The sequence below is a fragment of the Sunxiuqinia sp. A32 genome (genome assembly GCF_052690465.1).
Genome location: NZ_JBQYLI010000005.1, coordinates 242,047 through 257,537, shown reverse-complemented (window position 1 = coordinate 257,537; position 15,491 = coordinate 242,047). Strand labels below are relative to the sequence as shown.

Genomic DNA, 15,491 nt, shown 5'->3' with positions numbered 1-15,491 from the left:
AGAAGCATCATTTCTCGGAATATTCCTATATTAAGCGAACAGATAAACTTCATCTCTATTTTATCTGTTACAAATCAAAACCTATTTCAAATGGAGTTAACCCTTTTAAAAGATATTGTTATCATATTCGCCCTGTCAACTCTGGTGAATTATTTATTTACCAAAATTAAAGTGCCAACTATTATTGGGTATCTTTTTACAGGGGTAATTGCTGGCCCTTACTTGCTGGGAATAATCAATTCACCGCATCAGATCGAATTAATTGCTGAGATTGGAGTTGTTTTGCTCATGTTTACCATCGGTATGGAGTTTTCCATCAATCATCTGTTCCGTATTCGGCGAATTGTTTTTCTTGGTGGTTTTATGCAATTAATTTTAACAGCAGGAGTAACAATGTTGTTGGGCCGATTGTATAATATGGATTGGGCAGGAGCTCTATTTGTTGGTTTTCTTACCGCGTTGAGTAGTACAGCAGTTGTATTGAAACTCTTGCAAGAGCGCTCTGAAATTACCTCAAACTACGGTCGTACGGTGGTAGGAATTCTTATTTTTCAGGATATTATATTGATCCCATTACTTTTATTTACCCCTGTTTTGAGTGGAGATGTCAGTGGTCAAGGCGGACAATTACTTTTATTGCTTGGGAAAGCAGTCATCCTGATCGGCTTGGTATATGTTGGAAATAGGTGGTTGATGCCACGCCTGCTAACAATGATTGCTCATACTAAAAGTCAGGAGTTGTTTTTGATGAGTATTTTCCTGATTTGTTTGTCAGTCGCCTTATTGACTTCTGAGATGGGAATATCTCTTGCGTTTGGTGCGTTCCTTGCAGGCTTGATGATCTCTGAATCGGAATACAGTCATAATGCATTTGGACATCTGGTTCCATTTAAGGACACATTTACCAGTTTCTTTTTTGTGTCAATCGGTATGCTTCTAGATCTTGGATTTGTTGTTGATCATCCCATGTTGGTGCTTTCAACTGTGCTGCTTGTATTATTTGTGAAGATGATTATTGCTGGAGGAACAGCTTTTATTTTAGGTCATACTTTCAGAGGAACCATTATGGTTGGTTTTGCTCTGTGTCAAGTGGGAGAATTTTCTTTCATATTGGCGCAATCTGGTTTAGATTATCAAATTATTCCTGAATATTATTATCAACTATTTCTTGCTGTGGCGGTAATTTCCATGTCAGTCACTCCGATTTTAATAATGATGTCAAAACCAGTGGCTAATCGGGCGTTGAAATTTCCATTACCAAAAGTTTGGGTCGAAGGATTATTTCCCCTCACACAAATTGAAGTACCGGAGTATAAAAATCACCTGGTTTTTATCGGAAAGGATAATAGAGCACTTAGTCTTTCCAGGATGGCAAAATACCTGAATCTGAAATATATTTCCATTGTTTTCGATCCGGGAATTGTAAAAAAAATGCAGGAGAAAGGGGAGACTGTTTTATATGGCGATGCCATTAATGAACCGATCCTAGAAAAGGCACATGTTGATACGGCCGATGTTATTGTGGTTTCTGTAGGTAATTTTATTACTTCTATGTCGATTGTTCAAAAAGTAAGGCAAATGAATTCACATGCCTTTTTGTTGGTTCGGGCAAAAGATGTAGCTGAAATAAAAGAACTATATAAGTTAGGAGCCAGCCAGGTTATACCGGAGGAATTTGAAACAGCGATTGATCTATTTGAAAGAGTGCTTAATAATCGGTTAGTTCCGAAGAGGGAAATCAATAGTGTTATTGCAAAAATTCGGGATGATCATTATGGTATTTTTAGGGAAGAAGATGAGAAATCAAGCCTTATCTTCAAGGAACTTCCAAATGTTGAGATCGTAGCTTTAAAAGTTAGGGATGGCTCCAGCGTAATTGGCAAAAGTATTCAGGACATTAAATTCAGAAAAACTTTTGGGGTTACGTTAGTTGCAATTCTTCGTGATGAAGAGTTAATTGAACACCCGGAACCAACGCAAGTTCTGGAGAAAGGAGACATCTGCTACATTATGGGAAAACCAGAACAAATATCCCAATCAGTTGAACTGTTCGGGCATAATAAAGAAACGGTAAAAACGGAAACGTAAAATTCGGGTATTTCTATAGCGAATCAACAATTTTCTAAATAAGCAAATTCGTTAAACCCTTTTGGTGTGGAATTGTTTGTACAGCAAACTTTACGATATGAGGTATTTGCCGCTGTTTGTTTTGCTATTTGTTTTGGTTGCCTGCCAAAATCAACCCAATAAGAAAAGCGAGAAAGTGAGTGTTGAATCAGATACATTGCTGTCTTGCTGCACGTCAATTCCTCCCAGATTTCCGATTCAGTCACTTGCCCAAAAAGATTCAGTTACAGGTCAGAGTTCCAATTTTGAAGATATGGTATTCATTAATGGCGGGGAGTTTGTAATGGGAGGTGATAGTTTGTGGGGAAGACAGGATGAATTTCCGCATCATAAGGTTCAAGTTTCCTCTTTTTATATGGATGTGCATGAAGTTACCAACCGACAGTTTAAAGAGTTTGCAGATGCGACAGGCTACATAACAACAGCGGAACGAAAGCCCGATTGGGAGCAATTAAAGCAGCAGGTGCCACCGGGGACTCCAAAACCTGATGATAGTTTTTTTGTGGCAGCTTCCTTGGTTTTTAATCCACCAAATCATGCTGTCTCTCTTGATAATCCAATGATCTGGTGGAGTTGGGTGGCTGGTGCAGATTGGAAACATCCGGAAGGGCCTGAAGGTTCTATCGCAGGGAAAGATGATTATCCGGTTGTGCATGTTTCGTGGGAAGATGCGGTAGCATATGCAAAATGGGCAGGGAAACGACTACCAACAGAAGCAGAATGGGAATATGCATCACGTGGTGGATTGCCAAATTCGATTTATCCTTGGGGAGATGAACCGATTACTCAGGGAAAAACCAAAGCGAATTCGTGGGACGGACATTTCCCAAATGAGAATACAGAGGAAGATGGATTTGCAAGAGCTGCTCCGGTAAAGCAATTTGATCCCAATGGTTATGGATTATATGATATGGGCGGCAATGTTTGGGAGTGGTGTAGTGATTGGTATCATCCTGACTATTATCGTGAGTGTTTAAATCTGGGAGTGGTCCAGAATCCGGAAGGACCTGAGCAATCATTTGATCCGCAGGAACCGTACGCCCAAAAGAAAGTAACTCGTGGGGGTTCTTTCTTGTGCAACGATCAATATTGTTCTGGTTTTCGAGTGGCTGCACGCATGAAAACAACTTGGGACACTAGTTTAAATCATACAGGTTTTCGATGCGTTGTTTCCGCTAATTGACCTGAAAATGTTCAAAATAATTGAAATGACAATTGATCTTTTTTCGTTTTATAGTTCTGTTTCCAGTTAAGTGAAGGCGATAGGAAACCCTGGAAAACAGTTGGAGATAATTGTGTTCAATAGTTTTCCATAGTTTTGATTGTTTTTTTGAAAAGCTTGGAACGAAATTTACTGAAGAAAGGTGATCTCTCAAAGTTGAAAATACACTCGTAAATTCAAACGATCTCCATGTTTTCCATTGGAATGATTTCTTCTCCTTTGTATCGAAGTACGAGGTTTGCGACAGCAAGCGTGTCTTTTTCGCAATACCTGATGATTCGGTCGATATCTCCTTCATCGTAATAAACACTAGCAACCTGGCTTCCATCAATGTCATCTTTTGGCGTTGGAATATTAAATGCCGCACAAAGCAAACTTAAGGAGGTGTAGTTTTTATAATCGCCAAACTTCCACAGTTGCAGGGTGTCCATCAGTTTGTCTTTTACATCCCAGGGTTTCATCCCGGCAATGTCGAGTATTTTTGGCAACCGTAGTCCGTTGATAAGGGTGCGGCGGGCAATGTATGGATAGTCAAATTCCTGACCGTTATGCGCACATAAACATTTCCCCGGGTTTGCAGTAAATTTATTGAGCATGTCATTAAAGGATGACAACAGTTTTTTCTCATTGTCATCATAGAATGATTTTACTCGGAAAAAACGTTCACCCATCTTTTGTGTGACGAAACCGACTGATATACAGATGATCTTTCCAAATTCAGCATAAATGCCGGCACGCTCATAAACATCAGCAGCTACTTGGTCTTCGGTTCGGAAGAATGTTGATTTTTTATCCCAGAGTTTTTGAAAGTCCTCCGGCATTTCATTAAAAGCAACATGTTGTGGTACTGTTTCAATATCAAGGAAAAGTATATCTTCAATATTTAAATTATAGAGCATTGTTATCCAGATTTTGTTTGATGTAATGAGATAGAATTTGAATAGCTACTTTATTGTTTCCACCCTGAGGAATGATAATATCGGCAAAACGCTTTGTTGGCTCGATAAATTGAATGTGGCTTGGGCGCACGGTTTCTTCATACCTAGCTAAAACCTCGTCTAAATCTCTGCCACGTTCAACAATGTCACGTTTTATCACACGAGATAGTCTCACATCTGAATCACAATCTACAAATACCCGAATATCCATCATTTCCCGTAAAGGTGCATTGGAAAGAACCAGTATTCCTTCAACTATTATTATTGATGTTGGCTTGACCGTCTTGGTTTCCTTTTGCCGGGTGCATGTAAGGTATGAATACTGAGGTTCCTGAATTATCTGCTGGTTTCGAAGCTGGGCGAGATGCCTTGCAAGTAGACCAAATTCAATAGATTCGGGGTGGTCGTAATTTATTTTTCTTCGTTCTTCGATCGGAAGATGACTGTTGTCTTTATAGTAGGAGTCTTGTGAAATTACTGCAACTTCTTCGGAAGCCAGCTGATTCATGATTTTATTAACCACTGTTGTTTTGCCTGCGCCTGTCCCGCCAGCAATACCAATAATTATCATTTTATCGAATTTTAATTCAAATATAAGGAACACGCAGGTATTTTTGTTAATTGGCAGCTCATTTATGAAACAGTAGCGGGAAAATATTAACTTCGCAGCATCAATTTTTAACGATTAAAACTATCGATAATGATCAATCATGTAGTCCTTTTCAAATTGAAAAGTTATCCGGAAGATGAGAAAAAACAAGTACTTACTCAACTTAAAGAAGCACTTGAAGGTTTAAAGGATAAAATCGAACAAGTCAAGTATTTGGAAGTAGGGCTGAACTATGAGCTTGATTCAAAGTCATATGATATCTGTCTTATTTCGCATTTTGAGAATGTTGAGGATCTTGATATTTATCGTGTGCATCCGGATCACATGAAGGTGGTGAAGTTAGTTGGTGAAACTACCGAATCAAGAGCAGCCGTTGATTTTGAATTTTAAAAGCATTGATAAAAATATATTATGAAGCAGTTATATCCTTTGAAATTTAAACCCCAATACATGGATAAAATTTGGGGTGGACAAAAAATTAATACAATCTTAAATAAAGACTTTGGAAATCTTCCTAATTGTGGTGAAAGCTGGGAGATTTCAGGAGTACAGGATCATGTTTCGGTGGTTGCTGATGGTCATTTGGCTGGAAATACCTTGGAAGAACTTATTGAGATTTACATGGGAGAATTGGTTGGAGACCAGGTTTATGAAAAATTTGGTGTTGAATTCCCATTGCTGATTAAATTTATTGATGCAAATGACGATCTATCAATCCAGGTGCACCCAGATGATGAAATGTCAAAACAAAGACATCAAGCCTTCGGAAAAACGGAAATGTGGTATGTAATGCAGGCTGATGCAGGATCAAAATTAAATGCAGGTTTTAATCAGCAGGTGGATAAAGAAAAGTATTTGCAAAAATTGGAATCAAATGAACTAACTGACATTCTAAATTTTGAAGAAGTTCAGGAGGGGGATGTGTTTTTTATTCCTGCAGGTCGCGTTCATGCAATTGGAAAAGGTATTTTATTAGCTGAAATTCAACAAACATCGGATGTTACTTACCGCATTTACGATTATGACCGTAAAGATGACAAAGGAAATACCCGTGAATTACATACAGAATTGGCTCTTGACGCGATTGACTTTACACTTCTCGACGAATATAAATCTAACTATGAAGCAACTACCAACGAAAGTTGTGAGATTGTAAAGTGCAACTATTTTACCACTAGTTTGCTTAAGGTCGATCAAAAAATTGAAAGAGATTTCGTTAAAGTTGATTCATTTATAATATACATTTGTTTAGATGGTGAACTGGATGTTGAGTATGATGATGGAAGTATTTCTGTTAAAAAAGGAGAAACAATTTTAGTTCCTGCTTCAATGGACAGTTTCTTCCTGAATCCGAAAAATTCCGAAGTAAAATTATTGGAAGTACATTTATAAGATATTATGGAGATTAAAAATGCCCGTTTTTTGATGAGTAATTCTGATGTAGGCAAATGTCCTGCACCAGATAAGCCTGAGTTTGCTTTTATTGGCCGTTCAAATGTGGGCAAATCTTCATTAATCAACATGCTGACTGATAATAAGAAATTGGCTAAAACCTCATCACGTCCGGGGAAAACACAGTTAATAAACCATTTTCTTATTGATGACACCTGGTATTTGGTAGATTTACCCGGTTACGGCTTTGCGAAAGTGTCTTTGAAGGCGAAAAACAAATTTCAGGAATATATCGTAAGTTACATCATAAAAAGACAGAACTTATACTGTCTTTTTGTTTTGATTGACTCAAGACATGAACCTCAGAAAATTGATATGGAGTTTATAAATTGGCTGGGAGAAAAAGAGGTTCCTTTTGCATTAATTTTCACAAAGACTGATAAACTTGGCAAAACAATGCTCGATAAGAATATTAATAACTACAAAAAAGAGTTATTAAAACATTGGGCCGAATTGCCAACGATGCTCATAAGTTCTGCTGCTACCGGAAATGGTCGAGAAGAGATTTTAGATTTTATTGAACAATGCAAGTAGTTTTAGCATGGTGCTGTCTTTTAGTGGTTTGCGGAAATGTATTTGGTGCTTAATATGAAAATTAATAACTTGTAGGTATAGTTTTTAAGGATATCTTAAAGATTTTTTTACCTTTGCGCGCGATTCCAAAGCACATAATTAAAATAGTAAATGATGGCAAAAAAGGCCCCTCTTAAGGTTTTTACAGGTACTGCGACAAAGTATTTAACCGAAAAGATTTGTGATAGTATAGGAGTTGACCTGGGAAAATCTTCCTGTCCTATTTTTGCAGACGGTGAGTTTGAACCTTGTTATGAAGAAACAATTCGTGGTTCTCACGTTTTTATCGTACAATCTACTTTTCCTTCTGCAGATAATCTGCTAGAGCTTTTATTGATGATTGATGCTGCCAAAAGAGCCTCAGCTTATAAAATTATAGCTGTGATTCCTTATTTTGGTTACGCCCGACAAGACAGAAAAGACAAACCTCGTGTTTCAATCGGTGCGAAATTAATGGCAGACCTACTTTCTGCTGCAGGAGTTGATCGCATTATAACAATGGATCTTCATGCAGATCAGATTCAGGGATTTTTCAACGTTCCTGTTGACCACCTTTTTGCTTCTGCTCTATTTATTCCGTACATCCAAAAGATGGGATTGCGTGATATCGTAATTGCCTCTCCTGATGTTGGCGGAACAAAACGTGCTAATACGTATGCAAGATTGCTCGGAACGGATATGGTTATTTGTCACAAATCCAGAGCAAAAGCAAATGTTGTAGGTAGCATGACATTAATTGGTGATGTAAGAGATAAAGATGTTATCATTGTAGATGACCTGATTGATACAGCAGGGACCATTACTAAAGCTGCAGGCCTGATGATTAAAGAAGGCGCAAACTCTGTTAGAGCTTTTGCAGCGCATGGTTTATTGTCTGGGCCAGCTTATGAACGTATTGAGGAATCTGCCTTGAAAGAGGTTTATTTTACGAACTCAATTCCACCGAAGAAAGAATCTGACAAAATTAAATACATTTCTGTGGCCGACGCTTTTGGTGAAGCAATTGGCAGAGTCCATAAAAATGAGTCAATTAGTTCGATGTTCTTCAAGTAATTTTATATATTTGCACCGCTTTTTCCATGACGGCAGTTATGTATGCTGTTTGCCCGAAAACGTAAAAATTGATTTTACCAAAGGGAGGACTGAGTACCATAATTAATTATTTAAATTTTCAAAAATGAAATCAATTGCTATTAAAGGCGCATTGCGCGAGAATTTAGGAAAGAAAGAATCTAAAAAACTTCGCGCTGAAGAAAAAGTTCCTTGTGTACTATACGGGGGAGAAGAGCCAATCCATTTTTATGCTGAAGTAGGAGCTTTTAGAAAAGCTATTTATACACCAAATGTATACCTAATTGACTTGGATATTGATGGTACTGCTTATAAAGCTATCATGCAAGATATTCAATTTCACCCGGTAGAAGAACAAATTTTACATGTTGACTTCCTTTTAATCAATGAAGAACAACCTTTGAAAATTGAAGTTCCTATCAAGGTAGTTGGTTTTGCAAAAGGTATGCGTCAAGGGGGTAAATTAAAAACTAACCTTCGTCGATTAAAAGTAAAAGCATTAGCTAAAGATTTGCCAGACAATATTGAAATCAATATTACAAACCTTGAGCTTGGACAAAGTTTTAAAGTTGCTGAATTGAAATCAGATACTCTTGAGTTTTTGAACACTAAATCAGTACCTGTTGTTACTATCATGATTACAAGGGCTGCTCGTGCTGCTGCACAGTCAGGCAAGTCAGAATAATAAAAACTGATTGTTTTGAAATATCTTATAACTGGATTAGGTAATCCGGGAAAAGAATACGAAAACACCCGTCATAATATCGGGTTTAAAATATTGGACGCTCTTGCTGATGCGTCCAATATTGTTTTTAGTGATAAGCGTTATGGGTTTGTTACTGAATACAAATTTAAATCCAGAACATTAATTTTGCTTAAGCCCACAACTTTCATGAATTTAAGTGGGCGAGCGGTGAATTATTGGTTGCAGAAAGAGAAAGTCCCATTTGAGAATTTATTAGTTTTAACTGATGATCTGGCTCTTCCATTTGGCACATTAAGGTTGAGGGCTAAAGGTGGTGATGCAGGCCATAATGGATTAAAGAACATTCAGGAAGCTTTTGGACGTAGTGATTATGCCAGACTGCGTTTTGGGATTGGTGATGATTTCAGACGAGGGCAGCAGGTTGATTACGTATTGAGTGGATGGTCTAAAGATGAGGAGTTAGATTTGCCAGCCAAATTAGATGAATGTATTGAGATAATACATGCTTTTGCGACTGTTGGTGTAGCTCGTGCAATGAATCAATTTAATAAGCGAAAATAAGATGGATAGCCAGGTTCGGGTCGATAAGTGGATTTGGGCTGTCAGGCTTTTTAAAACGAGGAGTCAGGCAACTGAAGCTTGTAAGAAGGGCAGGGTTATGATTGATGATATTTCGGTAAAGCCATCTCGAATACTGAAAGTTGGGGATGTTGTGAAAATTAAGAAACAACCCGTAACTTACAGTTTTAAAGTATTGAAGCTTGCGGAGAAACGGATGGGTGCAAAGTTGGTGTCTGAATTTCTGGAAGATATTACTGCTCCTGAAGAACTTGAAGTGTTGGAAGTTCAAAAAAATATGGGTTGGTTTCAGCGGGATAAAGGAACTGGCCGACCAACCAAGAAAGATCGACGCGATTTGGATAATTTCTTTGAAACAGACTAAAAATGCTTATTGCAAAAGAAAAACGGAGACAAAACATTGCAGAGTATGTGCTCTACATGTGGCAGTTGGAAGACATTTTTCGCGCCCTAAATTATGATTTGGGTGCTATTAGTAACCAATTGGTTGTTCGGTTCGGGGGAGATGAAGATAAGCAGCTGGAAATATACGATTGGTATAAGAATCTGGTGGTGATGATGGAAAAAGAGCAGATCAAGGAGAAAGGTCACCTGCAGTTTATTACCAATCTTATAAACGATATCAATCAATTTCATTTGATTTTGCTTCAAAGTTCTGCAGATAGCCAATATCGCTTACTTTATCAATTAGCTAAACCTGTAATAGAAGAATTTAGGCAAAAAAGTGAGACTGAAAAAGATCACGACATTCAGGTTGCATTGCATGCCTTATATACTATGATGCTTTTGAAATTACAAAAGAAGGAAATCACAGTGGAAACAAAGCAGGCTATGTCTCACATAAGTAAGATGATTGCACATCTTTCTGCGCGATACCTGCAATATGAAAGAGGCGACTTTGATGTCTAAATGAAACGCTCGCTGTCTTCTGGTTTCGGAATTCTACAAGTTTCCCTTTTACCAAACCACTTATATCGTTTTCGAGCTATCCAGTCGTATAGCTTGTCGCGGATTTTCTTTGGTAGAATATATGCGATAAAGCTTAAGTAAAATCCACCTCCAAGCTTTTTTGAAATAGTAAGCACAGCATCCGATTTAGTTAGCCATTTACCGTTATCAATTACCAGAATTGAGTCAAGTTGTTTTGGAATTGAAAGTTTGTTTATCCAATAACTACCGGTTTCGCTGGAGAGTGAACTAAATACAAATTTCCTTTTTCGATCAAAACGAAGTATAATATTTACGGAGTAATTACAAAGGTGGCAGAAACCATCAAATAGGATTAGTATTTTGCCATTGTTGCGCTCCATCAACGATTATTCTTGTAGTCTTTTATCATTGCTTCAGCCATCCAGTTGGCAAGTGCCTGCCGGTTATTTTCTTTAATAAAACGTTGTTGGTCGCGGGTGTGATTGATGTTTCCCAGCTCAATAAAAACAGCAGGCGGATACGAATATTTTAGCACATATAAATTACGGGCAGATATACTTCCATGATAGCCGCGATTGGGTTGGTATTTGTCGTATTTTGCCTTGAAAGTGCTTTGCATATTTACAGCCATTTTCTTTCCTGTTTTGCTCCTTTTGTCGTAGTAGAAAAATACATCAATATTTTCTCCTTTACTTCTGGAATCAACATGTGTGATAATTAAGCGTTGGTGCTTTCCTTTGTTTTGGATGTATAATTTATTTACCGCATCCTTTCGCTGTCTTAATCTGCTCAGTTGATTACGCGGAATCGTTAAGTTTGGATAACATTTCTCGTCTTTATCCGGTTGCAAATAACTGTCATCGCGAATCCCGTCATTATCGTCCCGAGTAATCATATAGACCAATGCACCATGTTCAATTAACTTTCTGGCCAATCTCAGCGTGACATCGTATGCATATTCATCTTCGCAAAGAATGTGATTGTTTAGTTTGCCAACAGCACCGGGGTCTGGGCCTCCATGTCCACTTACAAGGTAGAATACGGCTCCCGAGAGTTGATTATCGATTGGGCTAACCTGCTCATATTTCTTTCCAAATATTGAATAAGTTGTACCTCCCGATGAACTGGCTGCGGTTTTTGAACTTTCAACGATGGGGAGCTTGTAGGTTCTTCCGGAATATAAACTGTTGTTTGAACCGAGATTTGATTTATTTAATTCGATAAAGGTATTTAAATGCTCACCAGGTGACAATCCGTGTCTTTTCAATAGGCTATATATGCCTTCTCCCTTTAACGCTTTTGTCGTTTGATATTCTTGGGCAAAAGCAGCAATGTTAAATAAAATGAAAACGATTGTGAGAAATATATATAATTGCCGATTGAAAAATCCTAACTTTAATTGCTCCATTTATAGAAATATGTTTTTATAAAAACGAAATCCTTTTTTTAATGTTTAAAAATTATTTCATTCATTCTTAAAATTGGAATAAAGCTATTTCTAAATATTGAAAAATAAAAACAGATGAGAAGATCATTATTGGTAATATTTCTTATTCTTTCTATTGTTTCCTGCAGACAACATCTGGTAGTTAGTGAGATACGTTCCGAAAATATCTCAAATTATCCCGTTGATTTTTTGCCTGATTCTGATATCATTTCCTTGATTCAACCATTTAAAGATGTTTTGGTGGAGGATATGTCTGAAGTTATATCATTTTCAACGGAAGAAATATCAAAACATAAGCCAGAAAGTAAGCTTACAAATTATCTGTCTGATTTGTTGTTGGAGGAGGGAAAAGCTTTTTGCAGGTCTTATAATTATACTTTTCGTCCAGATGTGGCTTATATGAATTACGGTGGCATTAGATCATCATTACCCCGGGGAGAGATAACGGTCGGCAATGTTTTTGAGCTTATGCCTTTTGAGAATGAGTTGGTCATTATAGAAATTGCAGGGGAAGACCTTCGAAAGTTTGCAGAGCATATTGCTAAGATTGGAGGGGATGCAATCGCTGGTGTGATGATTGGGATTAAGGATGGTAATATTGCTGATTTTAAGGTGAATGGTGCAGAAGTTGTAATGAGTAAAAGTTACTATTTAGTGACCAATGATTATGTGGCAAATGGTGGTGATGATATAGTTATGTTTAAAAATCGGAAACGTTATATTCCCACCGGCTTCAAAATTCGAGATCTTATTATTCGAAATATGAGAAGGAATTACGCAGCAGGAGTGAAAATTGAAGCGACATTGGATGGGAGGATTTATTATGAATAAAAGTAGACGAAAATTTATACGCAATTTGTTGACTGCTTCGGCAGGGATTTCCTTGCTAAACTATCCCGAAGAACTGCTGGCGAAAGAAGATTTGTTGCAGCTTACGATATTCCATACGAATGATATTCACTGCCATATTGATCCGTTGTCAGAGGATCATAGTTTTTATAAAGGCCGAGGTGGAATGGCTAGCCTTAGTGGCTTGATTAAGAAACTTCGTGAGCAGAATCCCAACTCCCTTTTATTGGATGCCGGGGACTTTTACCAGGGAACTCCCTATTTTAATTATTACAAAGGTGAGTTAATCGTAAAGGTAATGTCGAAAATTGGTTACGATGCGTCCACAATTGGAAACCATGAATTTGATAATGGACTTGAGGGTATGTATGAGCCCTTGTATAATTCAAATTTCCCATATGTTTGTAGTAATTATGATTTTACAAATACCATGCTTTATGGCCGTTTCCCCGACTATGTGATTTATAGACGAGGAGGAGTGAAAGTTGGTCTTTATGGATTGGGAATTGAGTTAAATGGCTTAGTTAGTCCTAAAAATTATTTGGAAACTGTATATAATGATCCTGTTGAAGTTGCTTTGGAAAAGGAAAATTTCCTGAGGAATGAAAAGAAGTGCGATCTGGTTATTTGCCTATCTCATTTGGGACTGGAGTATAAGAATAGTAAAATATCAGATAAGAAACTGGCTGCCTTAACTCGACATACAGATTTAATAATTGGTGGGCATACACATACATTTCTTGATAAACCGTTGGAATTGAAAAATGCGAATGGTGAGCGAATTATCGTCAATCAAGCTGGTTGGGGAGGAATGGTGCTTGGTAAAATTGATTTTTTGTTTGGCCGAAATAAGAAAGAAAAACCGGTTGTTATTGCCCAAAATATGAGTACTTCCTAGTTAATGAAGAAATATCAGCTAGTATTATTGTCGTTATTTAGTGGCTTATTATTGAGCCTTCCCTGGTTGGGTATATTACCCGGTTGGATTCTATTTATTGCTCTATTGCCGCTTCTACTTGTCGAAGAAGAATTGTTCCGAAAGCGCACTTCCAATCATCACATCGAATTCTCTGCTTATGGCTTTTTGGCCTTTTTGTCATGGAATATGCTGACTACCTGGTGGATCATGCATGCCACCATTTTTGGAATGATAATAATTGTTCTTTTGAATTCCGTTTTAATGACTGTGGTTTGGTGGCTATATCATTTATTTAAACGAAATGTAAGTGCTCGATTGGGAGAGTTAGCTCTCGTCGTATTATGGCTGTCGTTTGAATATATTCATTTTAATTGGGAGATAGCATGGCCTTGGCTGACATTAGGGAATGGATTCGCAAACCAGGTGACCTTGGTTCAGTGGTACGAATATACTGGTGTTTTGGGTGGTTCACTTTGGATTCTGATGATCAACCTCATTCTTTTCAAAATATTTAATAGAAGCAGTTTTGAGGTGATAAAAGGGTATTCCTTAAAGTTGTTTATTTTGTTGTTTGTGGTATTTACACCGATTAGCTTTTCCTTCTATCAATATAGAAATTATCAGGAGACAGGAGAAACACGCGAAGTCGTAATATTGCAACCAAATATTGATCCATATAACGAGAAGTTTGGAGGCTTATCAGAAAAAGAACAAGTCGATCGATTGCTGCAGTTAGCTAATTCTTTGGTGACTGATTCGACAAAATTTCTAATTGGTCCGGAAACTGCGATTCCTCCGGTATGGGAAAATGAAGAGATCGGTAATAATCCATATATTTTACCTTTTAAAAGTCTGGTAAGGCAATATCCGAGTTTGCAAATTGTATTTGGAGCAACAACTCAGAAACTTTATTATCCAGGAAAAGAGATGCCTGAAACAGTGCGAAGGATGAAGAATAGTGATTTGTATTTTGATATCTACAACTCCGCCATTCTCATTGATCGTTCTGATGAGATTCAATATTATCACAAAAGTATCTTGGTGAGTGGGGTGGAGAAGATGCCGTTCAGTAAGTATTTTTCGTTCGTTGAAAAGTTTATTATTGATTTGGGAGGTACTACCGGGAGTTTAGGCGTTCAGAATGAGCCGTCCGTCTTTGAAAGTGACGATGGCGTATTGGTAGCTCCGGTTATTTGCTATGAATCAGTTTTTGGGGAATACTTGACTCAGTTTGTAAAAAAAGGAGCCAATTTGATTTTCATCATCACCAATGATGGTTGGTGGTTAGATTCTCCTGGATATAAGCAACATTTTTCTTTTTCCCGGTTGCGGGCTGTTGAAACAAGAAGGAGTATTGTGCGTGCAGCAAATACAGGAATCTCAGCAATAATAAATCAGCGTGGTGATGTAGAGATAAACACAAACTGGTGGGAGATATCAGCAATCAAATGGGATGTGAAAGCAAATGCTGAGGAAACGTTCTATGTTCGCTACGGTGACTATATTGGACGCATCAGTGTTTTAATAGCTTCATTGCTGCTAATTTATTTGTTTGTGCAAGCCAATATTTATAAAAAAGAAAAAATCCGCACTAATCCGTTTGTGCAAAATCCCTGAATTACAGGATTTGAGTGCCGGATCGGTCAGACTTCCATCGGTAGCGAACTACTCACCCCGATTACTCGGGGCTACAAGGCCTGTCTTTGCAATCCAAAAGCTTTCTCGGTTTAATATAAACTGTTGAATTTGCCAAATTTGAATTAATGCGGACAATATCTTTGCTAAAGAACGTTTTCTATGCTTCAAATATAGATGCAAAACCCGATTGGTGCAAGTAAAAAGATTGATTTTAAAACATTGAAATAATATCTGGCTGATTTATAGTTTGTTTGGAGGTTTAAATTTTTGGCAGCTAAACTTTCTTGATTTTTTACCGTAAAAATGGTTCCGAAACCCTTGTCGATATTGTTATACCTCCATTTTCAAGCATTTAAAAAAGTCGATTAAAAAACCAGTAAAAAAAACGCACATTTTTCTGAAAATTATTTTGTGAAAGCGAAAAGTAGTT

General features: G+C 37.5%; 17 protein-coding genes. 13 read left to right on the top strand and 4 right to left on the bottom strand.

From position 1 onward, the window contains the following. The first annotated feature begins 90 nt into the window (after positions 1-90). Both ACUNWD_RS07215 and ACUNWD_RS07210 read left to right on the top strand, forming a co-directional pair. Positions 91-2,088, top strand: a complete 1,998-nt coding sequence (locus tag ACUNWD_RS07215; protein ID WP_445587117.1) for a cation:proton antiporter domain-containing protein — start codon at positions 91-93, stop codon at positions 2,086-2,088. A gap of 97 nt (positions 2,089-2,185) precedes the next feature. Next, entirely contained in the window at positions 2,186-3,310 is a 1,125-nt protein-coding gene (locus ACUNWD_RS07210) for a formylglycine-generating enzyme family protein (RefSeq protein ID WP_445587116.1), read from the top strand. Between the two features lie 215 nt (positions 3,311-3,525). Here ACUNWD_RS07210 and ACUNWD_RS07205 read toward each other — a convergent pair whose 3' ends face one another. Together ACUNWD_RS07205 and udk are read right to left on the bottom strand one after the other, a co-directional pair. Beyond that, positions 3,526-4,248 (bottom strand): ribonuclease H-like domain-containing protein, encoded by a 723-nt coding sequence (locus tag ACUNWD_RS07205; RefSeq protein WP_445587115.1) that lies wholly within the window; start codon positions 4,246-4,248, stop codon positions 3,526-3,528. Beyond that, positions 4,238-4,858: a uridine kinase gene (gene udk, locus ACUNWD_RS07200; RefSeq protein WP_445587114.1), complete on the bottom strand. Its 621-nt coding sequence runs from the start codon at positions 4,856-4,858 to the stop codon at positions 4,238-4,240. The genes ACUNWD_RS07205 and udk overlap by 11 nt, the downstream gene beginning before the upstream one ends. A 129-nt stretch (positions 4,859-4,987) precedes the next feature. Between udk and ACUNWD_RS07195 the strand changes: the two genes are divergently transcribed. The 8 genes from ACUNWD_RS07195 to ACUNWD_RS07160 all read left to right on the top strand — a co-directional run bounded on the left by ACUNWD_RS07195 (position 4,988) and on the right by ACUNWD_RS07160 (position 10,187). Next, positions 4,988-5,287: a Dabb family protein gene (locus ACUNWD_RS07195; RefSeq protein ID WP_445587113.1), complete on the top strand. Its 300-nt coding sequence runs from the start codon at positions 4,988-4,990 to the stop codon at positions 5,285-5,287. Between the two features lie 21 nt (positions 5,288-5,308). Further along, positions 5,309-6,289 (top strand): type I phosphomannose isomerase catalytic subunit, encoded by a 981-nt coding sequence (locus ACUNWD_RS07190; protein WP_445587112.1) that lies wholly within the window; start codon positions 5,309-5,311, stop codon positions 6,287-6,289. A gap of 33 nt (positions 6,290-6,322) precedes the next feature. Then, a complete protein-coding gene (gene yihA, locus ACUNWD_RS07185) occupies positions 6,323-6,883 on the top strand; it encodes a ribosome biogenesis GTP-binding protein YihA/YsxC (protein ID WP_445587111.1) in 561 nt (186 codons plus the stop codon). 150 nt (positions 6,884-7,033) lie between these two features. Further along, a complete protein-coding gene (locus ACUNWD_RS07180; RefSeq protein ID WP_445587110.1) occupies positions 7,034-7,975 on the top strand; it encodes a ribose-phosphate pyrophosphokinase in 942 nt (313 codons plus the stop codon). A gap of 124 nt (positions 7,976-8,099) precedes the next feature. Continuing rightward, a complete protein-coding gene (locus ACUNWD_RS07175) occupies positions 8,100-8,678 on the top strand; it encodes a 50S ribosomal protein L25/general stress protein Ctc (protein ID WP_445587109.1) in 579 nt (192 codons plus the stop codon). Positions 8,679-8,693: 15 nt separating this feature from the next. Then, entirely contained in the window at positions 8,694-9,260 is a 567-nt protein-coding gene (gene pth, locus ACUNWD_RS07170; protein WP_445587108.1) for an aminoacyl-tRNA hydrolase, read from the top strand. A 1-nt stretch (position 9,261) separates the two neighbouring features. Beyond that, positions 9,262-9,642: an RNA-binding S4 domain-containing protein gene (locus ACUNWD_RS07165; RefSeq protein ID WP_445587107.1), complete on the top strand. Its 381-nt coding sequence runs from the start codon at positions 9,262-9,264 to the stop codon at positions 9,640-9,642. A gap of 2 nt (positions 9,643-9,644) precedes the next feature. After that, positions 9,645-10,187, top strand: a complete 543-nt coding sequence (locus tag ACUNWD_RS07160; RefSeq protein ID WP_445587106.1) for a DUF4924 family protein — start codon at positions 9,645-9,647, stop codon at positions 10,185-10,187. On the opposite strand, the gene ACUNWD_RS07155 is transcribed toward ACUNWD_RS07160, so the two are convergent. Beyond that, positions 10,184-10,588: a thiol-disulfide oxidoreductase DCC family protein gene (locus ACUNWD_RS07155; RefSeq protein ID WP_445587105.1), complete on the bottom strand. Its 405-nt coding sequence runs from the start codon at positions 10,586-10,588 to the stop codon at positions 10,184-10,186. The genes ACUNWD_RS07160 and ACUNWD_RS07155 overlap by 4 nt on opposite strands. After that, a complete protein-coding gene (locus ACUNWD_RS07150) occupies positions 10,588-11,616 on the bottom strand; it encodes an N-acetylmuramoyl-L-alanine amidase family protein (RefSeq protein WP_445587104.1) in 1,029 nt (342 codons plus the stop codon). The genes ACUNWD_RS07155 and ACUNWD_RS07150 overlap by 1 nt, the downstream gene beginning before the upstream one ends. A gap of 114 nt (positions 11,617-11,730) precedes the next feature. On the opposite strand from ACUNWD_RS07150, the gene ACUNWD_RS07145 reads away from it, so the two are divergent. The 3 genes from ACUNWD_RS07145 to lnt are packed head-to-tail and all read left to right on the top strand — an operon-like array spanning position 11,731 to position 15,040. Further along, the gene (locus tag ACUNWD_RS07145) at positions 11,731-12,486 is read left to right on the top strand and encodes a 5'-nucleotidase C-terminal domain-containing protein (protein ID WP_445587103.1); all 756 of its coding nucleotides are present in this window, start codon (positions 11,731-11,733) and stop codon (positions 12,484-12,486) included. Continuing rightward, the gene (locus ACUNWD_RS07140; protein WP_445587102.1) at positions 12,464-13,402 is read left to right on the top strand and encodes a bifunctional metallophosphatase/5'-nucleotidase; all 939 of its coding nucleotides are present in this window, start codon (positions 12,464-12,466) and stop codon (positions 13,400-13,402) included. Before ACUNWD_RS07145 ends, ACUNWD_RS07140 begins: the two co-directional genes overlap by 23 nt. A 3-nt stretch (positions 13,403-13,405) precedes the next feature. Then, on the top strand, positions 13,406-15,040 hold the full coding sequence (gene lnt / locus ACUNWD_RS07135; RefSeq protein WP_445587101.1) for an apolipoprotein N-acyltransferase: 1,635 nt from the start codon (positions 13,406-13,408) through the stop codon (positions 15,038-15,040). Positions 15,041-15,491: the final 451 nt, after the last annotated feature.